A 22,179-nucleotide genomic window follows, 5' to 3' on the forward strand; every position below is an offset into this window, starting at 1 on the left:
TCAGCCGACGAGCGTGTCGAGGGTCTCCCGGAGCGCGTCGGCCGCGGCGTGCACCTCTTTTAATCGAACGTACTCGCGTTCGGCGTGTGCGACCGCCCCCTCCTCGTCCGCGAGGTCGCCGGGGCCGAAGACGACCGTGGGGGCCTCCTGCGCGAAGTAGGAGGCCTCCGTCGCGGCGGTGAAGGGGCGCACGTCGCCACCCGCGGCGTCGGCCAGCGCCGTGACCACCGGGTCGTCGGTGTCGGTCGCGAACGCCTCGAGGAACGGGGTCTCGCGCTCGGTGAGCGCGAACCTGATGCCGAGGTTGTCGGGGGCGTGGGTGCGGAGGTGTTCGGTGAGAGAGGTTCGAAAGCCCTCGGCGGTTTCGGGGGGTACGGAGCGTCTATCGACGGTGAACCGACACTCCGCGGGCACCTGGTTCGTCGCCGCCCCGCCCTCGATGGTGGTGACGGTGAGCGTCGGCGCCCCCAGCTGGGGATGGGTGCCGGGGCCGTGCTCGTCGTCGAAGCTGTCGAGGGCTTCGAGCAGGGGGGCAGCCCCGCGAATCGCGTTGCGTCCCGACTCGGGTTCGGCGGCGTGCGCGGCGATTCCCGACACCGAGACGGCGCCCTCGAACCGGCCCTTCGCGGCGGTACAGACGTCGAGGCCGGTGGGTTCGCCGACGATGACCCAGTCGGGCGAGAGCCGCTCTCGAAGATGGGCCGCGCCGGTGGAGTACACCTCCTCGTCGGGGGTGACCGCGAGCGTGAGTTTTCCGTCGGGTTCGGTGGCGAGGAAGGCGTCGAGCAGCGCGGCGAGGGGGCCCTTGGCGTCGCAGGCACCGCGCCCCCGCACCGTGTCGCCGTCGCGCTCGTAGGGGATGTGGGGCGGGACGGTGTCGATGTGCGTGTTCAACACGACGTGCGGACTCCCGTCGCCCTTCGTCGCGAGGACGTTGCCCGCGTCGTCCACCTCGGCGGGAACGCCGTGGGCTTCGAGCGTCTGGAGGAGGAACGCCCGCATCGCGGCCACGTCCTCGTGTGAGGGGGTCCGGACGGCTTCGGCGTGGAACGTCTCGATATCGAACATCCCGGTCAGTCGCCGTGGATCCGCGGCGGGGTCGCGGAGACCGTCGTCTCGAAGTCGAGGACGGCGGGGCCGCGAAGGAACGACTCCCCGTCGCCGACCGTCACCTGCAGGTCGCCACCCGGCGGGGAGACGCGCACCGTCTCACCCGTCTCGATGTGGCCGAGGCGATGGGCGACCGCGGCGACCGCGACCGCACCCGTGCCACAGGAGCGGGTCTCACCCTCGACGCCGCGCTCGAACGTGCGCTGGCGGTAGCCATCCCCTTCGCGGGAGGCGAACGTCACGTTCGCACCCTCCGGGAACACGTCGGCGTGGCGCACGGCGGGGGCGACCGCGTCGATGTCGACTTCGTCCACGTCGTCGACGAACGCGACGGCGTGGGGGACGCCGGTGTTGACGGCGGTGACGGTGAGCCCCTCGATATCGGTCTCGATGAGCGGTTCGTCGGCCTCGGCGGGAACCCACGCGGGGTCGAAGGTGGGCGCGCCCATCTCGATCTCCACCTCGTCGCCGTCGATGACGGCGTGGCGGGTGCCGGAGGGCGTGTCGATCATCACCTCGTCGGCGCCGGTTCGTTCGGCGGCCCACGCGGCCGCACAGCGCGCGCCGTTCCCGCACATCGCGGCGACGCTCCCGTCCGGCTGGACGAGCGTCATGACCACTCGCGGGGGTCTGTACTCCGCTTCCAGCGCGAGAAACAGGATGCCGTCCGCGCCGGTGGTGTCGCTGTCGTCGTGGGCGATGCCCGCGGTCCGGTCGCAGAGCTCGATGGCGAACCCGCGTCGGTCCGGGACGTCCTCTGCTGCGTCGACGATGACGAAGTCGTTACCAGTGCCGTGATACTTCTCGATTGCTACCATTGTTCTAGTGCCGTGAGGTCCGCGAGCGTCTCCCGCCGTACTGCGAGCCGGTCGTCATCCCCCGTGAGGGCGACGACGGCCGGGCGGGGCCGCGAGTTGTACTGGGAACTCATCTCGTAGCCGTACGCACCGGCGTTCCCGATGGCCAGCACGTCACCCCGGATTGGGTCGGGAAGGGACCGCTCCCGGGCGAGCACGTCCGAGGTCTCACAGACGGGGCCCGCCATCTCCACCTCGCGTACCGTCCGCGCGTCCGCATCGGCCGCGAGGGTCCGAATCGCGTGGTACGCGCCGTACATCGCCGGTCGGACGAGCGTCGTCATGCCGGCGTCGACACCTACCACGGGGGTCTCGGGCGTCTCCTTCACCGTGTTCACCCGGGTGAGGAGCACCCCCGCGTCGGCCGTGACGTAGCGCCCCGGCTCGACCGCGAGCTGGGCGTCCGTCTCGCCGAGCGCCTCGCGGGTCGCGGCCGCGACAGCATCGAGGTCCAGCGGCGGTTCGTCCTCGCGGTAGGGGACGCCGAAGCCACCGCCCACGTCGACGAACTCGAGGTCGCCGACATCCCGCGCGAGGTCACCCATCCGCTCGACGAGCGCGCGGTGGGCAGAGAGGTCCTCACCCGAGATGCCGGAGCCGGCGTGGGCGTGGATCCCCACCAGCTCACCGACCTCGCGGGCGCGCTCGCAGGCCTCCACGGCGCGCTCGTAGGGGATGCCGAACTTCGGTTCCGTCCCCGTCGTCACCTTCGCGTGGTGGCCCGCGCCGATACCCGGGTTGACGCGGACGGCGAGCCGGCCGTCGAACCCCCGCCGTTCGAGGGAGTCGAGGGTGTCCAGCGCGCCGACCGTGATGGTGATGTCGTGCTGGGTGACGAAGTCGAGGTCCGCCTCCGGCGGGAGCACGGCCGTGTACCGGATGCGCTCGGGCGGGAACCCGGCTTCGAGTGCGCGGTGGACCTCGCCAGCCGCGGCGCACTCCGCGTCGAGGCCCGCCTCCAGCACCGTCTCCAGCGCCGCGCGGGTGGTGTTCGCCTTCACCGCGAAGGCGACGTGCGCCTCGGGGAATGCCGACCGGAGGGTCGCGCAGTTCTCCGTGATCCTGTCGAGGTCGAGGACGTACGTGGGCGTCCCGTACTCGTCGGCGAGCGCGCGCAGTCGCTCGGCGTCCCAGTCGGCGAGCCGCCGTACGTCACCGCTCATACGGCCCACCTCGGCGCACACCGGGCTTGCGTGTCGGTTCGCTCGGTCTGCCCTCCGCGCCCCTGGTGGATGGGAAGGGCGAGGCCGGTCGCGCCGGTAGGAGAGTCGCCTGCGCGAGCCCTATCGCGTGCGCGGATATCTCGCGCAGCGACCGCGAGCGGCCGAGGGCTTCCGAGGTGTTGTACGCCTCTGCACATCGGAATCACTCTCGCAGTGCCTCCTCGCGCTGGGTCGCTTCGAGGGTGTCCTCCTCGACGTGTGTGGCGACGACGGCGGGCTTGTACGCGCCGCCCTCGAACAGGTCGTGGTCGCCGATGGAGGACTCCACAAATCTGGTAAAGGCACGGCGGTTCGGCGGGAGCTCCCCGTAGAGAACCTCCTCCTCGACGAGGTCGTAGACGGGGATTCGGGGCGTCAGGAGGGTGTTCTCGCCCACGATAGAGCCCTCGCCCACGACGAAGCCGGAGGTGACGCGACAGCCAGCGCCCAGGGACACGTCGTCCTCGACGACGACCGGCGCACCCTCGACCGGTTCGAGGACGCCGCCGATGAGCGTGTTCGCGCCGAGCTTGACGTTCTCGCCGATCTGCGCACAGGAGCCGACGGTGTCACAGGAGTCGACGAGCGTGCCGTCGCCGACGTGCGCCCCGATGTTGACGAAGGCGGGGCTCATCAGGATCGCGTTGCTCCCGATGTGGGCACCACGGCGGATGACCGTCCCGTCGGGGGTGTTGCGGGTGCCGCGTGCGGGCAGGTCGTCCGTGTTCCGGAGGGGGAGCACGTCGTGGTAGGCCACGTCGCCGTACTCGAACGCCTGGATGTCACGCAGGCCGAAGTTGAGGAGGATGCCCTGCTTCACCCAGGCGTTGGCCTCCCACTCGCCACCGCGCTTCTCGGCGGCCCGCACCTCGCCCGCTTCGAGCGCGTCGAGGAACTCCCCGAGGAGGGCGTAGTCGGCCTCGTCCGCGCTCTCGGCGTCGAGGTCGGTCTGATAGCGCTGCCACAGGTCGTCGATGTCGGATTCCAAACTCATAGCGTCTCACTGAACTCGTATTCGCCGGCGTCCTGCTCGCGAACCCATTCGGCCGCGTCCACCGCCCCCGCCGCGAACACGCGCCGGGACTCCGCGCGGTGGGTCAGGGTGAGCACCTCGTCGTTCCCCGCGAGCAGCACCTCGTGCTCCCCGCGGACGTTGCCCGCACGGCGGACGTGGACGCCGACCTCGCCGTCCTCGCGCGGCTGTTCACCTTCGCGACCGTACACGCGTTCGAGTGCGGCCTCGCGGGCGGCATCGATTTCGTTCAAGACGGTATTTGCCGTCCCCGAGGGGGCATCGCGCTTCCCGTTGTGGTGCGTCTCCGTCATCTCGATATCGTACTCGGGGAGCGCCTCGACGCCCGCGCGGACGACGCGCAACAGTGCCTGTACGCCGGGCGCGAAGTTCGAGGCGCGGAGGACGGGCGTGGACTCGGCGGCGTCGGAAAGCGCGTCGAGTCCCTCCTCCGAGAAGCCCGTCGTCCCGACGACGATGGGAGTCCCCGTCTCGGCGGCGACCTGTACGTGGTCGACGGTGGCCTCGGGGACGGTGAAGTCGATGAGGACATCGGTTTCGTCCCGGAGGACGGCCGGGAGATGGGCGATGTCGCGCTCCTCGCCCACGGGCTCACGCGAGAGCGCGTGGACCGTGTGGCCGCGCTCGCGTGCCTCCGCGACGATCTCCGAGCCCGTGCGGCCCGTGGCGCCGGCGACGGCGACCCTCATTCCAGATCAGCGAGGACGCCTCGCAGGGTTTCGAGGTTCTCTTCCCCCATCCGGGAGAGGGGCTGGCGCATCGTCGGGGGCATCTCGCCGCGGATGGCGAGCGCCTCCTTCACCGGGATGGGGTTCGATTCGATGAACAGCGTGCGGAACAGCGGGCCGAGCTCGTAGTGGAGCTCGCGGGCCGCCTCGTAGTCCTCCGCGAGGGCGTAATCGACCATGGTACTCGTTCGCTCGGGTTCGACGTTGCCCGCCACGCTGATAGTGCCCGTCCCGCCCATGGACATGATGGGGAGGGTGAGCTGGTCGTCACCCGAGAGAACGGTGAACTCCTCGTGGCGGGTGCGCTCGATGACCTCGGCGACCCGGTTTAAGTCCCCGGAGGCGGCCTTGTACCCCGCGATGTTTTCGTGCGAAGCGAGGTTCACGGCCGTCTCGACGGCGATGTTGCGGCCCGTCCGGGAGGGGACGTTGTAGATGATCTGGGGAAGATCGATCTCGTCCGCGATGGTGCGGAAGTGCGCCTCCATGCCCGCGGGTTCGGGCTTGTTGTAGTACGGGGAGATGAGAAGCAGGCCGTCCGCGCCCGCGTCGGCCGCGCGGCGGGAGAGCGCCAGCGCCTCGCGAGTGTTGTTCGATCCGGAGCCGGCGATGACGGGGATCTCCTCGACGGCGTCGACGACGGCCTCGATGACCTCGATATGCTCGTCGTGGCTCATCGTGGCCGACTCGCCGGTGGTGCCGACGGGGACGACGCCGTGGACGCCGCCCCGTTCGAGGCGGCGAACGTTCTCCTGGAGGCAGTCGAAGTCGATGCTTTCGTCGTCGTGGAACGGCGTGGTGAGCGCCGGGAAGACGCCCGCGAATGTTCGTGTCATGGCTGTGTGTTGGTGGTGATGGTCGGCGCGCAGTGCCCGGTCGGAACGGCCAGCGACGGGGGCGCTACGCCCGCCGGAAGCCTATCGCGGGCGTTTGCCTTTGAAAACAGCGCGAACACACCCACCGCTCGTCGACCGAGCGTCTCTGGGTGTGGCCTCTCGCATATACGGGATACCGGCATGAACGGACTTAGGCGTTGCGCCGCGTGCAAATCGCGCCGGGCGTGTGAACACGCCCCACGAGGGCGCGCCGGACGCCGGCCATCCCGACACCCTTTCAACCATGCCGCATCGAGAGTGGAGTATGCCGCCGCTCCACTCGAGCCAGCGAGTCGCCGTACTCGCGGACTCGCAGAACCTCTATCACTCCGCGCACAGTCTCTACTCGCGGAACATCGACTACACCGCCCTCCTCGACGCCGCCGTCTTCGACCGCGAGCTCGTCCGGGCCATCGCCTACGTCATCCGCGCCGACTCCCCCGCCGAGGAGGACTTCTTCGACGCGCTGCGCGACATCGGCTTCGAGGCCAAGATCAAGGAGATCAAGACGTTCACCGACGGGACGAAGAAGGCCGACTGGGACGTGGGTATCTCGCTGGACGCCGTCACCCTCGCGAGCCACGTCGACACCCTCGTGCTCTGTTCGGGCGACGGGGACTTCACCCGCCTCTGCTCGCACCTGCGACACGAGGGCGTGCGCGTCGAGGTGTTCAGCTTCGGTGAGTCCTCCGCGAAGGAGCTCCGCGAGGCTGCGGACTCCTTCATCGACATGAGCGAGAACCCGGATAAGTATCTGCTGTGAAGTACCACGGGCGCGGTGGCCCGTGGCATCCGTGTTTTGTCTCGCACTGCCGACGCAACGAACTTTAATTCTCTCCGCGCTCCCTCTCGGTTGCGTGGAAGCAGTAACACCCGAACACCCGCGTTGTGTCCGTGGAGGTCGGCGGCTTCACCACCGCGTCCGGTGACGCGGGGAACTCGCCCTCGAAACCAGTTTAGACCGCCGCGTTCTCCTCGGACATCCCGACGAGCAGCGAGCCGGCGGCCATCCCGAGCGCGCCGAGCCCCGCGAGAATCCCGGGGACTTCGCTCCCTCTCGTTCCCGTCGCGAGGATGACGACCGTGCTCGCGACGAGCAGCAGCACACCGAGTGCGACCTTCCGCGTGTCCGTTGCCATACGGCCGGATTCCGAGTTCTCCCGCATAAACACGACGGATTTCAATCATGTTTGTCGTGTGTTGCCACCCAACACGCGAGACACGAAAGCGGTATTCGTCCCGACCCGCTGGCTCGGGTATGAACGCGGACGAGCGAGCGACCCTCACGACGGTCGCCGACTACCAGTTCGGGGCGGGCGCGGGGGCAGCCCTCTTCCCCACGGACGAGCCCATCGACGTCATCCGGACCTCCTCCGGGCGACCCGCACAGATCCAGGTCCCCGACGGCGAGCGCATCGTCTCCTACGGGAACGACGGGCGGTTCACCCTCGGTATCGCGGGCGGCGAGCGCCTGCTCGCGGCGCTCCCGGAGGGCGCCTACACCGTCGTCGTGGGCGACGATAGCGAGCCGTTCGTGCGCGACGGGAAGAACGTCTTCGCGAAGTTCGTCCGGGACGTTGACCCCGCGGTCCGACCGGTCGACGAGGTGGCCGTGGTCCACGAGGAGGGCGACCTCCTCGCCGTCGGCCGCGCGGAGCTTCCCGCGAGCGCGATGCTGGATTTCAAGACCGGGATGGCGGTGAAAGTGCGCGAGGGCCGCACGGAGTAATCCGTCGCCGCGGCCGGGAGAGAAGGCGGTGCGCTTTTTTATGCCCCGACCCACGCTTCGGGTATGTTCGGAGGAGGCGGTCTGAACCCGCGCAAGATGAAACAGATGATGAACCAGATGGGCATCGACCTCACCGAGATCGACGCCGAGGAGGTCATCATCCGCACCGCAGACGAGGAGCTCGTCTTCAACGAGCCCGAGGTCCAGAAGATGGACGCCCAGGGCCAGGAGACGTACCAGATCGTCGGTTCGCCCGACACCCGCCCGCGGTCGGAGGCCCCCGCCGTGGAGGCCGGCGAGGCCGGCGACGACGAGAGCGAGGCCGACGACGAGAGCGAGGCCGGCGACGAGATCCCCGAGGCCGACATCGAGATCGTCGCGGGGCGCGCCGGCGCCTCGAAGGAGGACGCCCGCGCCGCCCTCGAAGCGACGGACGGCGATCTCGCCGCGGCGGTCGAGCGGCTGGAGTGAGCGTCCTCCTCGTTCGTCCCGATCGGGAGTACCTCGTCGAGCCCGGCAGCCGGTTGGAGTCCGACCTGGGCATCCTCGAGGTGCCCGAGGACGTCCAGCCCGGCGACGTACTCGAATCCCACATCGGCGAACAGTTCCACGTCCGCAAACCCCGCGGGCCGGACCTCTTCGACCACCTCGACCGGACGGGGGCCCCGATGATGCCCCGCGACATCGGGCTCATCATCGGCCACACCGGCCTCTCTTCGGGCGACCACGTCCTCGATGCGGGGACCGGCACGGGTGTCCTGTCGGCGTATCTCGGCCGACTCGGCGTGCAGGTCACGACCTACGAACAGAGCGAGGAGTTCGCGGAGAACGCCCGCCAGAACATGGCGACAGCCGGGGTCGCCGACACCGTCGAGGTCCGCACCGGCGATATCACCGACGAGCTGGACGACCTCTCGGGGTTCGACACCCTCACCCTCGACACCGCGGACGCCGCGGACGTGGTGGGACACGCCCCCGACCTGCTCGTTCCCGGCGGCTACGTCGCCGTCTACTCCCCCTTTATCGAGTCCACGCGCGCCTGCGTCGAGGCCGCGCGCGAGGCCGAGCTCTCGGCTGTCGAGACGCTGGAGACCATCCAGCGCCACATGGACTTCGACGAGCGCGGCTCGCGCCCCTCCACGGCTGGCGTGGGTCACACGGGGTATCTGACGTTCGCGCGCTACGACCCGGTCTGATCACGCCACCGCGCGAATCAGATCGAGCAACTCGGTTCTGTATTCTCCGGGGTCGATTTCGGCACCCGAGACACCGCCCTGCGGGTAGGCACCCCCTGCAAGGAGGAAGCCGTCGTCGTGCCACACCGCGAGGTAGCCCCGGATTGAGAGGTCGGTCTCCCCCGAGGAGAGCGTCGCCCGATAGGCGGTGAGCCGTGCCCGCGCACCGGACCGAACGCGGACCGTCTCCGTCCGGCCCGTCTCGACGTTCTCGAACCCGCGTTCCCGGAGGTCGCTCGCGAAGGTTCGTTTGGCCTCCGTGACGACCGAGGGCTTCACCATCGGGACGACCGCGGGCGCGAGTGGCGGCTGAAATTCGAGTGCCGTCGTGAAGAAGAACCGCCAGCGTCTGTCCGCCCCGCCCGCCTCGACCACCTGCGCTCTGAGCCCCTCGTCCTCGTACAGCCGCGTGTGCCCCTCCACCGTCGCCGTCGGCAGGCTGAACACCGTCTCCGTCGTCTCCTCCGTGAGCGTCCAGTCGGCGAGGAGGTCAGCCGGGGGGGTCGGTGTTCTCGGCATTGCTCGGGAGAACGGACGCGAGGGCCTTAGATGCGCGCCTCTCGGCTGTTTTGTTGAGGATGTTCTTTCTGGGTGTGATACTCCGTGGATTTTCACGTGACCGCACGAGACAGGTCCGCCAACACCACCTCGAAAGCCCCCGCTCTCTCGACTCGGGGGCCTCGCTGCGCTCCTCGCTCACTACGTTCGCTGCGGAGCTTGCGTCGTCCGCCTTCGCCGAGAGAGCGGCCCCTTTCAGTCCACCCGGGTCGGCTGCTCGGCCAGCCGCCGAGAGTCGAACAGTCGGGAATCCACCGTGGGTGGGACTGAAAGGGGCGACGCGGTGGAGGAAGGCGCGCACCGACAAGCACCGCAGGAGTGAACGAAGTGGACGACGAGGAGCGTGGTTCGAGAGAGCTTCGCTCTCTCGTCATCACGAAGATCGCCGATTTTCGAACGACAGCGGGCGCACCGACTCCAGCGCGTCGGGGCTTTCTACCTGTTGTTGGCGGAGCCGATAGCACTCAAGAAGCAGACACGGCCGAAGAGAACAACAGCTAGCCACCAATCACGAAAACGAGCGAGAGTAAAACAAAATCAGCCTAGTGGTCGTCTTCGCGCCACTTCTTGTCGCACTCGGTGCAGGTGAAAAAGCGCGTTTCCGATTCGTCGGCCGAGCGGATCTGTTTCATCTCGTAGAACGCGCGGTCGTTGCCACACTCGGGGCACTTCGCCTTCGTCGTCGGGAGGCCGATGTCCTCCGAGGACTCGATGACGACGGGGCCGGCGTTCTCGTCGCGGCCCTCCTTGGTGGTCATTCCCTCCTCTTTCGCGGCGTCGCGAAGCTCCTCGTGGCCACAGGAGCGGCACTCCCAGTAGTCGCCGTTCGTGTGCATCATCGAGCCGCACTCGTCGCAGAATTGCATACCCGGTCGAAGGGTCGGGAGCCTACATAAATTCGGGGATTCGTCCAACCGAGCGAGACCATAAGACCCGTATGCGGGGACGGCGACGGGGAAGCTATGCAGACGACCCACGCTGTCCACGCACGCGACGCCCGTGAGCTGTCGCTGCCCGCGGACAGCGTGGACCTCGTGGTCACCTCGCCACCCTACCCGATGGTGGAGATGTGGGACGAGTCGTTCGCGGCGCAGGACCCCGCGATCGGGGAGGCGCTCGACGCGGAGGACGGGGACCGCGCGTTCGAGCTGATGCACGACCTGCTCGACGAGGTGTGGGGCCGGCTCCCCGAGGTCGTCCGTCCCGGCGGCATCGTGTGCGTGAACGTCGGGGACGCCACGCGCTCGGTCGAGGGGTTCACGCAGTACCCGAACGCCGCGGAGATCACGCGCCGGATGCGCGAACACGGCTTTCGACCCCTCCCCGATATCCTCTGGCGCAAACCCACGAACAGCCGGACGAAGTTCATGGGCTCGGGGATGGTGCCGACGAACGCCTACCCCACCCTCGAACACGAGCACATCCTCGTGTTCAGGAACGGGACGACGCGGTCGTTCCCCGCCGGGGACAGGAGACGCTACGAGTCGGCGTACTTCTGGGAGGAGCGCAACGAGTGGTTCTCCGACCTCTGGGAGATTCGAGGCGAGCAACAGGCGCTCGCCACCGGCGACCGGGACCGCTCGGGCGCGTTCCCGTTCGAGATTCCCCATCGCCTCATTCGGATGTTCTCCGTCTACGAGGACACCGTGCTCGACCCGTTCTGGGGAACGGGGACGACGACCGTCGCGGCGATGGTCGCCGGCCGCTCGTCGGTGGGCTACGAGCGCGATGCAGGGCTCGTGGAGGGGTTCGACCCCGCGTCCGTGCCGGACCTCGCGACCCGCGTGACGGAGGGGCGACTGGAGGCCCACCGGGAGTTCCTCGAGGAGCGCGAGGGGGGCGGTGAGTACCCCGCCGACCACTACGACTTCGACGTGGTGACGAACCAGGAGTCCGGAATCCGGCTCTACGACATCGCCGCTCTGGACGGGGACGGCCCGTGGACGGCGCAGTACGAGCCGGTTTAGGGCGCTTTTTTTGTTCCCCTCCTGAGTGGGGGGTATGGAGTTCGACGATTTCACGCTCGCCGCCAGCACGGCCGACCTGGGTGAGGAGCCCGCCGCCCGCGCACACGCCGACTGCGTGGAGTTCCGGATGGACCTCGCCGACGACCCGCTCGACGCGCTCGACGCCTATTCCGGGGAGCTCCCCATCCTCGCCACCAACCGCGCGACGTGGGAGGGGGGTGAGGCACCCGAGGAGGGCCGACTCGCCGACCTCCGAACCGCGGCTGAACACCCCTCGGTCGAGGCCATCGACATCGAGCTCGCCGTCGTCGAGGAGCCGAAGGGCCGGGAGACCGTCGCCCACGCTCACGAGCACGACGCGACGGTCGTCGTGAGCGTCCACGACTTCGAGGCGACGCCCGACCAGGAGCAGCTGGAACGGCTGCTCGCGCGGGCCGCGGGCGCCGGCGACGTGGGGAAACTCGCCGTCACGGCCCACGACGCGGACGACACCCTCGCGCTGCTCGCCGCGACCCGGGCGCTCACCCGCGAGGGCGCGCGCGTGGCGACGATGGCGATGGGCGACGCGGGGAGCCACACCCGCGCCGTCGCGCCCGTCTACGGCTCGAAGATCGGCTACGCGCCCGTCGACCCCGCGAACGCCACCGCACCGGGGCAGTACGACCTCGAGACCCTCCGCGGGCTCGTCGAGGCCCTCCGCTGACGCGCCGATGACGGGCGTCTGACCGATTCCGGGGGTTTATGCCGCTACGTCCGATACGGGATCCAATGACCCGCGTGCGCTATCGCCGGCCGTGGCTGGCCGCCGTCCTCGCCTTCCTGCCCGGCCTCGGCCACGCCTACCTGCGGGAGTGGTCCCGCGCCCTGCTGTGGTTCACGCTCTGGACCGTCACGCTCGCGTTCGCCGCCGGGACGGGCCTCTCGCTCACCGACCCCGTCGGCACCGCAGAGGCCATGCTGGCGACGCTCGGCAGTCTCCCGCTCGCGGCCTCCATCGCGCTCACCACCGTCACCGCGTTCTCCACCATCGACGCCTACTGGCTCGCCGTCCGCGGGAACTTCTACGCCAATCCCGACGTGCCGCGGTGTCCGACCTGCGGCCGCGAGGCGAACCCCGAGTTCGGCTTCTGCCACTGGTGTACCCAGGAGTTCGAGGTCGTTCGAGAGGAGTAGCGCCGTTCAGATTTCCCTCCGCTTCCACTCGTTTTTCACCATCTACGAGCGAAGGATGCCGCCTCGAGCGTGAACGACTGGAAATATATTAACCCGGAGCGCGAAGGAACACCATGCCCGAATCAGATGACTCCGCTGTCGAAACGCTCGACATTGCTGCCATCAGGGCGTACCTCGCTCAAACTGAGGTCGAATTCGCGATTCTGTTCGGGTCGCATGCGCGAGGCACGGCAGACGAGTCATCGGATGTCGATATTGCGCTCCGGTTTCCAGAGGAGATGTCCGAAGCTGAGCGGTTCCACCGACGGAACCGTATCGACGCCGAGCTACAGGAGTCCGCAGACGGATTCGTTGACGTGAGTGATATCGAGTCGCTCCCAACTCACGTTGCGTATGTGGCGCTCCGAGACGGAGTGCGTCTCATCGGTGACGAAGGAGTCGTTGACGCGTATCGACAACGAATCACCGCAGCATATGAGGCGAACGAGACCGAACGAGAACAGGAGCGCCGTGAGTTCATCGACCGACTCGCTCGTGGTGACGTGTAGATGGTCGATGCAGACATCGTCGTCGACAAACTCCGATACATCAACGAGTACACGAACGGCCTGAAGCAGATGCGTGGGCTGTCGAAAACAGCGTATGCCGAAGACCTCATCATTCAGCGAGCGGTCGAGCGGACGTTCATGAACCTCATTCAGTCCTGCATCGACCTCGCCCAGCATATCCGTGCTTCCGAGGGCCTTTCACCGAGTGGAACATCGAAGAAGGAACTGGAGTCGCTAGGAAATGCTGGCATTATCTCACGCGAAGTTCAAGAACAGTTAGAAGAGGCGGTCGGATTTCGGAACATCCTCGCGCATCGGTACGGGAATGTCAATCACGGCATCGTCCATGGCGTGCTGCACGAGGATCTGCACTGGTTCGAGCAGTTTCAACAGGAAATCGCGCAGTGGTTCCAGCAACGATACTGATAGAGTTACGAGCGCATACCTCCGTCTTTGGGCGCGGGAGGAGGTCAATCGTCACCGGAGCCACTCAGATTCCGAAGTGAACGAAACATCGGAGAGCTGTATCTATCACGTCGAGACGGACGAGAAGTGCTGTATAAAGCGCTCATACCCCTGTTCAAGTACTGTCGGTAGCATACCGAACAGGCAACAGGCACCGAACGGTCGAATGTGCCGTTGGCGGAATGTCCGAGCGAGGGCGCGCCTGCGCCCGAGCGAGGTTCCGTGCCGACGAGTCAGCCGAAGGCAGACGAGGAGCTTTTTTGGTGGAGATTTTTCGGCCGAGTGGTGCTCGCGGAGCGAGCACCCGAGGCGAAAAAAGGTCCTATTTCTCGATAATGCTCTCCTCCACCGCTTCCCCGAAGTGGCGTGCGGTGTCCTCGTAGTAGAGGAGGACCTCGTCGCCGACTTCGAGGTCGGTGACGGCCTTCCGGCCGGTCTCCGTGGCGACCTTGATGGTTTCTGCGTTCTGGAGCAGGGTCTCGACGCGGTCGCCGTTCTCCAGCTCGGCCTCGACGCGGAACATCGGGCGTTTCTCGATCTTACAGCGGCCGACGATGGCCTCGCGAGTGTGGCCCTGGGTGTCGACGACCTGCACCTCGTCGCCGGATTTCAGTTCGGCGAGATACTTCGTGCCGCCGCCGGGGGTGCGGACGTAGGCGTGGACGGCGCCGGCGTTCACGCGGAAGGGGCGGGAGGCGACGTAGGGGGATTCGGCGGTCTCCGCGTGGACGAAGAACAGCCCGCGGGCCATCGAGCCGACGAGCATCCCCTCGTCGTGGTCGAGCATGGAGCCGGTATCGACGCAGACGCGGTCGGCGCTGCCGGTCTGCTCGATGGCGGTGACGGTGGCGTACTCGAGCGAGAGTGACTCGCGTTCGGCCTCGTCGCGCACTTCGACGGTGCGGCGGATCTCGTCGGGGCTGTCGGAGTCGAGAAGCACCGCGTCGGCGCCGAGTTCGAGCGTCTCGAACGCCGTGCGGGCCTCCTCGGCGGTGCGGACCCCGGCGACGAGGTCCGTCTCCTCGCCGATGCGGGCGATGAGGTTCTCGAGGGGGATGATGTTCCAGTCTTCGCCGATGACGATGGTGTAGTCGGCGTCCTTCGCGGCCTCCTGGGCGAGCGTCTCGTACTCCTTGTCGAGGATGCGGACGTACGCGCCGGTCGTCCCTTCGGTGCGGCGCAGGGTGGTGAGGTCGGCGCTGCCGGAGAAGTCGGAGGGGAGGTCGACGGTGGCGTCGCCCTCGCCGTCCTTGCCGACGACGGTGATGTCGGGGTCGACCTCGGAGGGCTCGGCGTCCATCACGTGGACGTCGTCGCCGGTGAACGCGGCGACGGTCACCTGCCCGAGTTCGCGTACCCGCTCGATGTCGCGTTCGTCGACGAGCACGACATCCACCCCGGCTTCGAGGCCGGCGGTGATGCGTGCCCGTCGTGCGTCCCAGTCGCCGACGGAGTCGTCGGCTTTCAGCCAGACGGAGCGTGTCATGTCTCGGCGTGGGCGGGGGGCGGTATTTAAGGTGGCGGAAAGGGGGAATTACGCGAGGGCGAGGCCGGCGCGCTGGAGCGCCTCTTCGGTGGTGGCGTCGTCGTGAATCACCGCGGAGACGGCGCGCGCGATGGCCTCGGGGTCCTCGTGCTGGAAGATGGAGCGGCCCATCGAGACGCCCGCCCCGCCGGCGTCCATGACGCCACGGACGGCCTCGACGGTCTGTCGGTCGGTGCCCTTCGAGCCGCCGGCGATGACCACCGGGAGCCGGGTGGACTCGACGACGTGCTCGAAGCTCTCGGCGTCGCCGGAGTAGCCGGTCTTCACGAGGTCGGCGCCGACCTCCTCCGCGAGACGGACGGCGTGGCCGAGCGACTCGGGGTCCGTGCTGTCGACGCCCGGACCGCGGGCGTACGCCATCGCGAGGACGGGCATCCCCAGCCGTTCGGCGTCGTCGGTGACCCGCGAGAGCTCCTCGATCTGTTTGGGTTCGTAGTTGGAGCCGACGTTGATGTGGAAGGAGACGGCGTCGGCACCGGCGCGGACGGCCTCCTCGACGGTTCCGGTGAGGCGCTTGTCCTGCTCGTCCGGGCCGATGGTGGTGGAGGCGTTGAGATGGACGATAAAGCCCTTGCCGTTCTTGTTCGGGTGGACGCGGGGGGCGATACCCTTCTGCGTGAGGACGGCGTCCGCGCCGCCGCGGGTGACGCCGTCGATGGTCGATTCGATGTCCTTGAGGCCCTGTACGGCCCCCATGGTGATGCCGTGGTCCATCGGGACGATGAGATACTTGTCCCCTGTCCCGATGCGGTCGAGTCGTGCTGTTTTCCCTGTGTTCATTGTTGTGCTAGTATATCACAAGCGTTTTTAAGTGCGTTCCGGCTCCGGCGGGCGTTGCGCGCCGCGGAGTGCGCCCTCCTTGAGCTCGCGGGCCTTCGCCTCCAACCGGGCGGCGATCTCCTCGGTCGGCGTGTCGTTCTCCACCCCGTCGGCGACGATATCGACGAGTGCCGAGCCGACGATGACGCCGTCGGCCCCGGCGGCGATAACGTTCGCCGCGTGGTCACCCGTCTTGATACCGAATCCCACCGCCTTGGGTACGTCGTACGCCGACAGGCGCGCGAGGCTCTCGCTCGTCTGGTCGGAGACGTCGTCGCGAGCGCCCGTCACGCCCAGTCGGGCCTGCACGTAAACGTAGCCCGAGACGCGCTCCATCATGCGTTCGAGGCGCTCACCTTTCGTCGTCGGCGCGACGATGAAGATGAGGTCCAGGCCGTGTGCGTCACACGCGTCGCGCAGGGGGTCGGCCTCCTCCGCCGGGAGGTCGGGGACGACGAACCCCTCGATGCCCACCTCGGCCGCGCGCTCGACGAAGGACTCGGGGCCGTCGCTCTCCCCGAACTGGTAGATGAGGTTGTAGTAGGTCATACAGACCAGCGGTACGTCCACGTCGAGCGCCTCGACGAACTCGAAGAACCGGCGGGGGGTCATCCCGCCGTGCAGCGACCGGACGACCGCCTGCTGAATCGTGGGACCTTCGGCGATGGGCTCCGAGAACGGAAGCCCGAGTTCGATGACGTCCGCGCCGCCACGCGCCAGCGCCTCCACGTACGCGATGGAGGACTCGAAGTCCGGGTCACCCGCCGCGAGATACGGGACGAAGGCGGGCTCGGAGAAGGCGTCCTCGAGGCTCATTCGAACACCTCCATCGTCGGGGCGTTCTCGATGTTGCGTTTCTCCGTCTCCTCGATGACGGCCTCCAGGTCCTTGTCGCCTCGTCCGGAGACGTTGACGACGACGCTGTCGCCGAGGTCCTCGGCCGTCTCCAGATAGGCCACCGCGTGGGCGGACTCCAGCGCGGGGATGATGCCCTCGACGCGGGAGAGCCGGTGGAACGCTTCGAGCGCCGCGTCGTCGTCGACGTTCACGGCGTTCACCCGGTCCGTTTCGACGAGGTGGGCGAGTTCCGGCCCCACACCCGCGTAGTCGAGCCCGGAGGAGACGGAGTGGGACTCCATGATCTGCCCGTCGCTGTCCTGCAGAATGCGCGTGCGGGCGCCGTGGAGCACCCCATCCGTCCCGGTCGAGAGCGACGCGGAGTTGGGCGCGACGCCCCGCTCCTCGTCCACCTCGAGGGTGGAACCGCCGGCCTCGACGGCGTAGAGCCCCACGGACTCCTCCTCGACGAACGCCGAGAAGATACCCATCGTGTTCGACCCGCCGCCCGCGCAGGCGACGACGGAGTCGGGGAGCCCGCCCGTCTTCTCTTCCATCTGCCGTTTCGTCTCCGTCGCGATGACGCTGTGGAAATCCCGCACCATCGCGGGGAACGGTGCCGGCCCCACGACCGACCCGATGACGTAGTGGGTCGTCTCCACCGTGGTGGCCCAGTCGCGCATCGTCTCGGAGATGGCCTCTTTGAGGGTTCCGCGGCCGATATCGACGGGGTTCACCTCCGCCCCATTAATTCGCATCCGGAAGACGTTGGGGCGCTGGCGGTTGATGTCGCGGCGGCCCATGTAGATCTCACAGGGCATATCGAGGTGGGCCGCGGCCATCGCCGTCGCGGTGCCGTGCTGCCCGGCACCGGTCTCGGCGATGATGCGCTCTTTGCCCATGTACTTCGCGAGGAGACACTGCCCGAGCGCGTTGTTCAGTTTGTGTGCGCCGCCGTGGAGCAGGTCCTCGCGTTTGAGGTAGACATCGGTATCGTAGCGCTCGGAGAGCCCCTCCGCGTACTGCAGGGGAGTCGGGCGCCCGCCGAAATCGCGGATGCGGGCGCGGAAGTCGTCCATGAAGCCGTCCTCGTTCTCGAGTACGTAGCGTTCGTAGGCGTCCGTCAGTTCCTCGATGGCGGGCATGAGCGCCTCGGGAACGAACTGGCCGCCGTAGTCGCCGAATTTGTGCTGGCTCATTTCGGTGTGGTGAGTCGTGTGGTGTTCTCGCGGACGTCTCCTGCCATGATGGCGGAGCCGACGAGGAGGGCGTCGGCCCCCGCATCGCGCATCCGCGAGACGTCGTCCCCTGTCTCTATACCGCTTTCCGCAATGAGGGTGACGCCCTCGGGGACCCCTGCCGAGACCCGCTCGAACGTCGCGAGGTCGACCTCGAGTTTCCCCAAATCGCGGTTGTTGATGCCGATGATGTCGGCCCCGGCCGCGACGGCCGCCTCGACCTCTTCGTCGGTGTGGGCCTCGACGAGCACCTGGAAGCCACGGTCACGGGCGGCCTCCAAGAGGTCAGGAAGGTCCTCGCCGACGAACCGGACGATGAGCAGGACCACGTCCGACTCGACGGCGTCGAGTTGCGACTCGTGAAGGATGAAGTCCTTGCGCAATACGGGAACGTCGACGGCCGCCCGGACCCGTTCGAGCGTCTCCGGCGACCCGCCGAAGTGGTCGGGTTCGGTGAGCACGGAGAGCGCGGCCGCGCCGCCCGCGACCATCTCCGTCGCGAGGGAGACGGGGTCGTCGGTCCGCTCCCCCTCGGTCGTCGGCGAGGTGGGTTTCACCTCCGCGATGACGGGGACCCGCCCGTCCGCCTCCGCGGCCGCGAGCGCCTCGGGAAGCGAGCGTGGGGTCACGGACACCCGCTCGCCCCCACCGCCGCGTTCGCGGGCGGCCTCCAGGATCGACTGGACCGCCGGTGCCAGTTCACTAGTGGTCATTACTGTACACTAACGGACTGATTTGCACATAAGACTTGCGTCCGTTCTCGGCCATGCCGGCTAGACTTATCCGGCGGCCCCCCTTCGTGACACCCATGGACGACGCGGGACTCTACGCGCGCTTCTCACCGTATCTCGACAGCTACGTGCAGTTCGGTATCGCCGGGGGGAAGGTGCTCTCCGTCGACTTCCCGGCCGACGCGGACCCCGACGCGGACGAGGAGCACCCGCTGCTCGACCGCATCGGGGCCTACCTCGAAGGCGCCGACGACGACTTCGGCGACGTGGACGTGGCCCTCTCGGCGAACCTCCCGACCGACCAGGCCTCCGTGCTCGAGGGCGTCCGGAAGATCCCCTACGGCGAACAGGCCTCCTGCGAACAGGTCGCCCGCCTCGCCGGCGGCCTCGACCCCGAGGACGCGGACGACCTCCAGACCATCCGCATCGCGCTCGACGCGAACCCCTGCCCCCTGCTCGTCCCCGACCACCGCGTCCGTGACGGCCCGAGCGCTGCCCCGCCCGCCGTAGAACAGAAGCTCCGCTCGCTGGAAGGACTTTAAGTAGGAGCACGGGACCAGCGGCCGCATGTTCTGACTGAGTCACCCCGCACGCGTTCGCGGTTGCGCGAGCAGCGCGTGCGGGCCCGACCGCTCGCCTGTCAGCTCTTGAACGGGACCTCGACGCCCAGCCCCTCGTAGACGAGGAACTCGACGGCGTTCACCAGGTAGTGGGCGACGACCACGACGACGAGACTCCCCGTGAGGATGTAGCCGACCGCGAGGACAAACCCGAGCGTCCCCGTGACGGTGATGCCGATCGGCCCCTGCGCGCCGTGACCGAGCGCGAAGGCCACGGAGGAGAGAACGGCGAGGAGCCACGGCGAGAGCTCGAACCCCACCGACATCGCGCCGATGAGCGCGCCACGGAAGAGGAGCTCCTCGAAGCCGGCGATGACCGGGAGGACGACGCCGAGGAGCAGCAGCCACCCGCCGAGCGACTCCGGCGCGAGCAGCTCCCGGAGCTCCTCGCTGGGCGCGTGGCCGAACGCCTCCGCGAGCGCCCCCGCACCGGTGTTCGCGAGCGACAGCGCCACGCCGAAGCCGAGCCCCAGCGCGACCGCGGGAGCCAGCGGCCCCGAGAGGCCGAACGCCGACGGCGGGACCGCGGTGAGCCACGCGCCCGCCAGCAGGAGCGCCGCGAACACCCCCTGCGAGAACGCGACGTTGACGAGGAGGAGTTTCGTGGGGTAGCTCTCCTCCCGGGGCTCCGGTGGTTCCGGGCCGTAGCGCACGGTCCGGAGCTCGCCCGTCTCGACGGGCTCGGCGGAGGCCGTCCCCGTCGGTTCGTCCGAGCCGGCGCTCACGACGGTCTGGGAGGCACGCGCGAGTAAGAGGAGTAGGACGAGGACCGCGGCCGTGATACCGGCGAACGCGGCCCAGTCGGTCACGCTACTGCGGGCTGGGTGAACCGGTCGACGAGCGCCCGACATCGCGGTCGAGCGCGGAGCCGGTGATGGACTTCAGGCGGTCGACGAGCGAGTCCTTCTCGGGCTCGCCGGCGAGCGCCACCTCCAGCACCTCCGAGATGTGGGTGACCGGAATGATCTCGATCTGGTCTTTGTACTCGTCTTCGATCATCACGTCCTGCTCGTTCGCCTTCGGGATGATGACCTTCTTGATGCCGGTCTTGGCGGCGGCCTCGATCTTGTGGGTCACTCCACCGACCGGGAGCACGTCGCCGCGCACGGACAGCGAGCCGGTCATCGCGATGGACTGGTCCACCGGGATATCCTCCAGCGCGGAGATGACCGCCGTGGCCATCGTCACGCTGGCGGAGTCACCCTCGACACCCTCGTACGACTGGACGTACTGGATGTGGATGTCCCGCTGGGCGATGTCCTCGTCGGAGAACTTCTTGATGATCGCGGAGACGTTCTGAACCGCCTCCTTCGCGATATCCTGGAGGTTCCCCGTCGCGATGACTTCGCCCGGCCCCTGCGAGGGGGCGACCTCGGCCATGACGGGCATGACGATACCGGAGTCCTCGCCCATGACGGCGAGCCCGTTGACGCGGCCGACCACGTCGCCGGTGTTGACGGTGAGCTCGTAGTCCTTGCGGCGCTCGATGTAGTCGTCCGCGAGCTGCTGCTCGATGGAGCGCGAGCGCTTCTTCGCCTTCAGCACGTCGTCGCGAGTCGTCTGGGGCCGGTCCTCGGCGCGGGCGATGTCCCCCGCGACGCGGACGAGCCCACCGAGGTTCCGGAACTCGAGGGTGAGATGCCCCTTCCGGCCGGCGCGGCGGCGCGCCTCGAGGATGATCTCCTCGATGGCATCTGCCGTAAAGGGCGGCAGGCGGCCGTCCTTCGTGACCTCCTGTGCGACGAAGCGCGCGTACTTCCGGCGCATCTCGGGGGAGTCCTCGATGGTGTCGTCCATGTACACCTCGTACCCGTACCCCTTGATGCGGGAGCGGAGCGCGGGGTGCATGTTCTCCATCGCGTCGAGGTTCCCGGCCGCGACCATGACGAAGTCGGTCGGCACCGGCTCGGTCTGGACCATCGCCCCCGAGGAGCGCTCGGACTGGCCCGTGATCGAGAACTTCCCCTCCTGGATCGCGGTCATCAGCTTCTGCTGGGACCGGATGTCGAGGGTGTTGATCTCGTCGACGAACAGCACGCCCTTGTTCGCCTTGTGGATGGCCCCGGCCTCGACGCGGTCGTGGCTGGGCGTCTCCATCCCACCGGACTGGAACGGGTCGTGCCGGACGTCACCGAGCAGGGCGCCCGCGTGGGCACCCGTCGCGTCCTCGAACGGCGCGGTCTGGTGGTCGGCGTTGTTGACCAGCAGGTTCGGGATCATCGCGTCGGACCCGCGTGAGGAGTAGCGGAACGCGAGGTAGATGACACCGGCCGCGAGAATCCCCAGCAGCAACTGCTCGGCGATGAGCAGCGCGTAGCCGAAGACGACGGCGATGATGATCCACATGAGGAACGAGCGCATCTGGTTGCGCTTTCTCGCCTCCTCCTTGTGGGCCTCGACGATCTGTTCGCCCTTGCCGGCGGGAACCGTCCGGATCTTCGGTTCGTTCCCGTCGTCGGGGTTGTGGTAGACGAGGATGTCCTGCAGCTCTTCTTTCGGGAGGAGTTGGCTCATCGCCTTCGCGAGCATCGACTTCCCCGTCCCGGGGGAGCCGATCATCATCACGTGGCGGCGCTGTTTCGCCGCCTTCAGGACGATGTCGCGTGCGTGGTCCTGCCCGATGACCTGGTCGACGAGGCGGTCGGGGATCTCGATGTCCTCGGTGGAGTCGACCTGCAGCCCACCGAGAAGCCCGTCCTCCTCGTCGGGGTCGACCGCAGCCCCAGCCTCGACGGTCACGTCGCTCCCGAGGTCCTCCGTGGGGAGTTCCTCAGGGGCGTCGGACCCATCAGCGGTGTGAGTGCTCTCTTCCGGAGCACCGTCTGTGTCGAATTCGTTGCTCATAGAACCGTTGCTATCACCCGAATTGAGGGCCCCTCGACTGATATACTTTCTCCCCCCGAAACGG

26 protein-coding genes are annotated in these 22,179 nt (G+C 68.0%); 10 read left to right on the forward strand and 16 right to left on the reverse strand.

The window, feature by feature from the left end:
• From ACQUQR_RS07260 to dapA, 6 genes are all read right to left on the reverse strand, one after another.
• Entirely contained in the window at nucleotides 1–1,068 is a 1,068-nt protein-coding gene (locus ACQUQR_RS07260; protein WP_435195791.1) for a M20 family metallopeptidase, read from the reverse strand.
• 5 nt (nucleotides 1,069–1,073) lie between these two features.
• Complete coding sequence (gene dapF / locus ACQUQR_RS07265; RefSeq protein WP_435195792.1) at nucleotides 1,074–1,928, reverse strand: diaminopimelate epimerase; 855 nt, start codon at nucleotides 1,926–1,928, stop codon at nucleotides 1,074–1,076.
• Nucleotides 1,922–3,130 carry a diaminopimelate decarboxylase gene (lysA, locus tag ACQUQR_RS07270; protein WP_435195793.1) on the reverse strand — a complete coding sequence of 403 codons (1,209 nt, stop codon included), beginning with the start codon at nucleotides 3,128–3,130 and terminating at the stop codon, nucleotides 1,922–1,924. The genes dapF and lysA overlap by 7 nt, the downstream gene beginning before the upstream one ends.
• Before the next feature lie 202 nt (nucleotides 3,131–3,332).
• On the reverse strand, nucleotides 3,333–4,163 hold the full coding sequence (locus ACQUQR_RS07275) for a 2,3,4,5-tetrahydropyridine-2,6-dicarboxylate N-succinyltransferase (RefSeq protein WP_435195794.1): 831 nt from the start codon (nucleotides 4,161–4,163) through the stop codon (nucleotides 3,333–3,335).
• Nucleotides 4,160–4,891: a 4-hydroxy-tetrahydrodipicolinate reductase gene (dapB, locus tag ACQUQR_RS07280; protein WP_435195795.1), complete on the reverse strand. Its 732-nt coding sequence runs from the start codon at nucleotides 4,889–4,891 to the stop codon at nucleotides 4,160–4,162. Before dapB ends, ACQUQR_RS07275 begins: the two co-directional genes overlap by 4 nt.
• A complete protein-coding gene (dapA, locus tag ACQUQR_RS07285; protein WP_435195796.1) occupies nucleotides 4,888–5,766 on the reverse strand; it encodes a 4-hydroxy-tetrahydrodipicolinate synthase in 879 nt (292 codons plus the stop codon). The genes dapB and dapA overlap by 4 nt, the downstream gene beginning before the upstream one ends.
• A gap of 304 nt (nucleotides 5,767–6,070) precedes the next feature.
• Here dapA and ACQUQR_RS07290 point away from each other — a divergent pair, with 304 nt between their 5' ends.
• Entirely contained in the window at nucleotides 6,071–6,568 is a 498-nt protein-coding gene (locus tag ACQUQR_RS07290; protein ID WP_435195797.1) for an NYN domain-containing protein, read from the forward strand.
• A 193-nt stretch (nucleotides 6,569–6,761) separates the two neighbouring features.
• Here ACQUQR_RS07290 and ACQUQR_RS07295 read toward each other — a convergent pair whose 3' ends face one another.
• On the reverse strand, nucleotides 6,762–6,944 hold the full coding sequence (locus ACQUQR_RS07295; protein WP_435195798.1) for a hypothetical protein: 183 nt from the start codon (nucleotides 6,942–6,944) through the stop codon (nucleotides 6,762–6,764).
• Between the two features lie 119 nt (nucleotides 6,945–7,063).
• Here ACQUQR_RS07295 and ACQUQR_RS07300 point away from each other — a divergent pair, with 119 nt between their 5' ends.
• From ACQUQR_RS07300 to ACQUQR_RS07310, 3 genes are all read left to right on the forward strand, one after another.
• Nucleotides 7,064–7,534 (forward strand): PUA domain-containing protein, encoded by a 471-nt coding sequence (locus tag ACQUQR_RS07300; RefSeq protein ID WP_435195799.1) that lies wholly within the window; start codon nucleotides 7,064–7,066, stop codon nucleotides 7,532–7,534.
• A 63-nt stretch (nucleotides 7,535–7,597) separates the two neighbouring features.
• Nucleotides 7,598–8,005 (forward strand): nascent polypeptide-associated complex protein, encoded by a 408-nt coding sequence (locus ACQUQR_RS07305; RefSeq protein WP_435195800.1) that lies wholly within the window; start codon nucleotides 7,598–7,600, stop codon nucleotides 8,003–8,005.
• Complete coding sequence (locus tag ACQUQR_RS07310) at nucleotides 8,002–8,730, forward strand: methyltransferase domain-containing protein (RefSeq protein WP_435195801.1); 729 nt, start codon at nucleotides 8,002–8,004, stop codon at nucleotides 8,728–8,730. Before ACQUQR_RS07305 ends, ACQUQR_RS07310 begins: the two co-directional genes overlap by 4 nt.
• On the opposite strand, the gene ACQUQR_RS07315 is transcribed toward ACQUQR_RS07310, so the two are convergent.
• Together ACQUQR_RS07315 and ACQUQR_RS07320 are read right to left on the reverse strand one after the other, a co-directional pair.
• Nucleotides 8,731–9,288: a hypothetical protein gene (locus tag ACQUQR_RS07315; RefSeq protein WP_435195802.1), complete on the reverse strand. Its 558-nt coding sequence runs from the start codon at nucleotides 9,286–9,288 to the stop codon at nucleotides 8,731–8,733.
• 581 nt (nucleotides 9,289–9,869) lie between these two features.
• Nucleotides 9,870–10,193, reverse strand: coding sequence for a transcription factor S (locus ACQUQR_RS07320; protein ID WP_435195803.1), 324 nt, complete (start codon nucleotides 10,191–10,193; stop codon nucleotides 9,870–9,872).
• A gap of 96 nt (nucleotides 10,194–10,289) precedes the next feature.
• Here ACQUQR_RS07320 and ACQUQR_RS07325 point away from each other — a divergent pair, with 96 nt between their 5' ends.
• The 5 genes from ACQUQR_RS07325 to hepT all read left to right on the forward strand — a co-directional run bounded on the left by ACQUQR_RS07325 (nucleotide 10,290) and on the right by hepT (nucleotide 13,441).
• Nucleotides 10,290–11,294 carry a DNA-methyltransferase gene (locus ACQUQR_RS07325; RefSeq protein ID WP_435195804.1) on the forward strand — a complete coding sequence of 335 codons (1,005 nt, stop codon included), beginning with the start codon at nucleotides 10,290–10,292 and terminating at the stop codon, nucleotides 11,292–11,294.
• 34 nt (nucleotides 11,295–11,328) lie between these two features.
• Complete coding sequence (locus ACQUQR_RS07330) at nucleotides 11,329–11,997, forward strand: type I 3-dehydroquinate dehydratase (protein ID WP_435195805.1); 669 nt, start codon at nucleotides 11,329–11,331, stop codon at nucleotides 11,995–11,997.
• 65 nt (nucleotides 11,998–12,062) lie between these two features.
• A complete protein-coding gene (locus ACQUQR_RS07335) occupies nucleotides 12,063–12,467 on the forward strand; it encodes a DUF6677 family protein (protein WP_435195806.1) in 405 nt (134 codons plus the stop codon).
• A 113-nt stretch (nucleotides 12,468–12,580) separates the two neighbouring features.
• On the forward strand, nucleotides 12,581–13,015 hold the full coding sequence (gene mntA / locus ACQUQR_RS07340; RefSeq protein ID WP_435195807.1) for a type VII toxin-antitoxin system MntA family adenylyltransferase antitoxin: 435 nt from the start codon (nucleotides 12,581–12,583) through the stop codon (nucleotides 13,013–13,015).
• Entirely contained in the window at nucleotides 13,016–13,441 is a 426-nt protein-coding gene (gene hepT / locus ACQUQR_RS07345) for a type VII toxin-antitoxin system HepT family RNase toxin (RefSeq protein ID WP_435195808.1), read from the forward strand. It begins immediately after the preceding gene.
• Nucleotides 13,442–13,802: 361 nt separating this feature from the next.
• On the opposite strand, the gene ACQUQR_RS07350 is transcribed toward hepT, so the two are convergent.
• The 5 genes from ACQUQR_RS07350 to trpC are packed head-to-tail and all read right to left on the reverse strand — an operon-like array spanning nucleotide 13,803 to nucleotide 18,633.
• Entirely contained in the window at nucleotides 13,803–14,966 is a 1,164-nt protein-coding gene (locus tag ACQUQR_RS07350) for a 3-dehydroquinate synthase II (RefSeq protein ID WP_435195809.1), read from the reverse strand.
• Nucleotides 14,967–15,014: 48 nt separating this feature from the next.
• The gene (locus ACQUQR_RS07355; RefSeq protein ID WP_435195810.1) at nucleotides 15,015–15,806 is read right to left on the reverse strand and encodes a 2-amino-3,7-dideoxy-D-threo-hept-6-ulosonate synthase; all 792 of its coding nucleotides are present in this window, start codon (nucleotides 15,804–15,806) and stop codon (nucleotides 15,015–15,017) included.
• 27 nt (nucleotides 15,807–15,833) lie between these two features.
• On the reverse strand, nucleotides 15,834–16,661 hold the full coding sequence (trpA, locus tag ACQUQR_RS07360; RefSeq protein WP_435195811.1) for a tryptophan synthase subunit alpha: 828 nt from the start codon (nucleotides 16,659–16,661) through the stop codon (nucleotides 15,834–15,836).
• Complete coding sequence (gene trpB, locus ACQUQR_RS07365; protein WP_435195812.1) at nucleotides 16,658–17,881, reverse strand: tryptophan synthase subunit beta; 1,224 nt, start codon at nucleotides 17,879–17,881, stop codon at nucleotides 16,658–16,660. The genes trpA and trpB overlap by 4 nt, the downstream gene beginning before the upstream one ends.
• A complete protein-coding gene (trpC, locus tag ACQUQR_RS07370; protein WP_435195813.1) occupies nucleotides 17,878–18,633 on the reverse strand; it encodes an indole-3-glycerol phosphate synthase in 756 nt (251 codons plus the stop codon). Before trpC ends, trpB begins: the two co-directional genes overlap by 4 nt.
• A 95-nt stretch (nucleotides 18,634–18,728) precedes the next feature.
• On the opposite strand from trpC, the gene ACQUQR_RS07375 reads away from it, so the two are divergent.
• Nucleotides 18,729–19,193 carry an MGMT family protein gene (locus ACQUQR_RS07375; protein ID WP_435195814.1) on the forward strand — a complete coding sequence of 155 codons (465 nt, stop codon included), beginning with the start codon at nucleotides 18,729–18,731 and terminating at the stop codon, nucleotides 19,191–19,193.
• Nucleotides 19,194–19,291: 98 nt separating this feature from the next.
• Here ACQUQR_RS07375 and ACQUQR_RS07380 read toward each other — a convergent pair whose 3' ends face one another.
• Nucleotides 19,292–20,080, reverse strand: coding sequence for a CPBP family intramembrane glutamic endopeptidase (locus ACQUQR_RS07380; protein WP_435195815.1), 789 nt, complete (start codon nucleotides 20,078–20,080; stop codon nucleotides 19,292–19,294).
• 1 nt (nucleotide 20,081) lies between these two features.
• On the reverse strand, nucleotides 20,082–22,115 hold the full coding sequence (lonB, locus tag ACQUQR_RS07385) for an ATP-dependent protease LonB (RefSeq protein ID WP_435195816.1): 2,034 nt from the start codon (nucleotides 22,113–22,115) through the stop codon (nucleotides 20,082–20,084).
• Nucleotides 22,116–22,179: the final 64 nt, after the last annotated feature.

Origin of the sequence: Natronomonas sp. EA1, from assembly GCF_051195035.1 — an archaeon.
Taxonomy (GTDB): Archaea; Halobacteriota; Halobacteria; order Halobacteriales; family Haloarculaceae; genus JBNTJV01.

Excerpts from the sequence above, each read along its gene's own strand:
- ACQUQR_RS07260 (WP_435195791.1), bottom strand. The coding sequence starts at position 1,068 with ATGTTCGATATCGAGACGTTCCACGCCGAAGCCGTCCGGACCCCCTCA.
- dapF (WP_435195792.1), bottom strand. The coding sequence starts at position 1,928 with ATGGTAGCAATCGAGAAGTATCACGGCACTGGTAACGACTTCGTCATC.
- lysA (WP_435195793.1), bottom strand. The coding sequence starts at position 3,130 with ATGAGCGGTGACGTACGGCGGCTCGCCGACTGGGACGCCGAGCGACTG.
- ACQUQR_RS07275 (WP_435195794.1), bottom strand. The coding sequence starts at position 4,163 with ATGAGTTTGGAATCCGACATCGACGACCTGTGGCAGCGCTATCAGACC.
- dapB (WP_435195795.1), bottom strand. The coding sequence starts at position 4,891 with ATGAGGGTCGCCGTCGCCGGCGCCACGGGCCGCACGGGCTCGGAGATC.
- dapA (WP_435195796.1), bottom strand. The coding sequence starts at position 5,766 with ATGACACGAACATTCGCGGGCGTCTTCCCGGCGCTCACCACGCCGTTC.
- ACQUQR_RS07290 (WP_435195797.1), top strand. The coding sequence starts at position 6,071 with ATGCCGCCGCTCCACTCGAGCCAGCGAGTCGCCGTACTCGCGGACTCG.
- ACQUQR_RS07295 (WP_435195798.1), bottom strand. The coding sequence starts at position 6,944 with ATGGCAACGGACACGCGGAAGGTCGCACTCGGTGTGCTGCTGCTCGTC.
- ACQUQR_RS07300 (WP_435195799.1), top strand. The coding sequence starts at position 7,064 with ATGAACGCGGACGAGCGAGCGACCCTCACGACGGTCGCCGACTACCAG.
- ACQUQR_RS07305 (WP_435195800.1), top strand. The coding sequence starts at position 7,598 with ATGTTCGGAGGAGGCGGTCTGAACCCGCGCAAGATGAAACAGATGATG.
- ACQUQR_RS07315 (WP_435195802.1), bottom strand. The coding sequence starts at position 9,288 with ATGCCGAGAACACCGACCCCCCCGGCTGACCTCCTCGCCGACTGGACG.
- ACQUQR_RS07320 (WP_435195803.1), bottom strand. The coding sequence starts at position 10,193 with ATGCAATTCTGCGACGAGTGCGGCTCGATGATGCACACGAACGGCGAC.
- ACQUQR_RS07325 (WP_435195804.1), top strand. The coding sequence starts at position 10,290 with ATGCAGACGACCCACGCTGTCCACGCACGCGACGCCCGTGAGCTGTCG.
- ACQUQR_RS07330 (WP_435195805.1), top strand. The coding sequence starts at position 11,329 with ATGGAGTTCGACGATTTCACGCTCGCCGCCAGCACGGCCGACCTGGGT.
- ACQUQR_RS07335 (WP_435195806.1), top strand. The coding sequence starts at position 12,063 with ATGACCCGCGTGCGCTATCGCCGGCCGTGGCTGGCCGCCGTCCTCGCC.
- mntA (WP_435195807.1), top strand. The coding sequence starts at position 12,581 with ATGCCCGAATCAGATGACTCCGCTGTCGAAACGCTCGACATTGCTGCC.
- hepT (WP_435195808.1), top strand. The coding sequence starts at position 13,016 with ATGGTCGATGCAGACATCGTCGTCGACAAACTCCGATACATCAACGAG.
- ACQUQR_RS07350 (WP_435195809.1), bottom strand. The coding sequence starts at position 14,966 with ATGACACGCTCCGTCTGGCTGAAAGCCGACGACTCCGTCGGCGACTGG.
- ACQUQR_RS07355 (WP_435195810.1), bottom strand. The coding sequence starts at position 15,806 with ATGAACACAGGGAAAACAGCACGACTCGACCGCATCGGGACAGGGGAC.
- trpA (WP_435195811.1), bottom strand. The coding sequence starts at position 16,661 with ATGAGCCTCGAGGACGCCTTCTCCGAGCCCGCCTTCGTCCCGTATCTC.
- trpB (WP_435195812.1), bottom strand. The coding sequence starts at position 17,881 with ATGAGCCAGCACAAATTCGGCGACTACGGCGGCCAGTTCGTTCCCGAG.
- trpC (WP_435195813.1), bottom strand. The coding sequence starts at position 18,633 with ATGACCACTAGTGAACTGGCACCGGCGGTCCAGTCGATCCTGGAGGCC.
- ACQUQR_RS07375 (WP_435195814.1), top strand. The coding sequence starts at position 18,729 with ATGGACGACGCGGGACTCTACGCGCGCTTCTCACCGTATCTCGACAGC.
- lonB (WP_435195816.1), bottom strand. The coding sequence starts at position 22,115 with ATGAGCAACGAATTCGACACAGACGGTGCTCCGGAAGAGAGCACTCAC.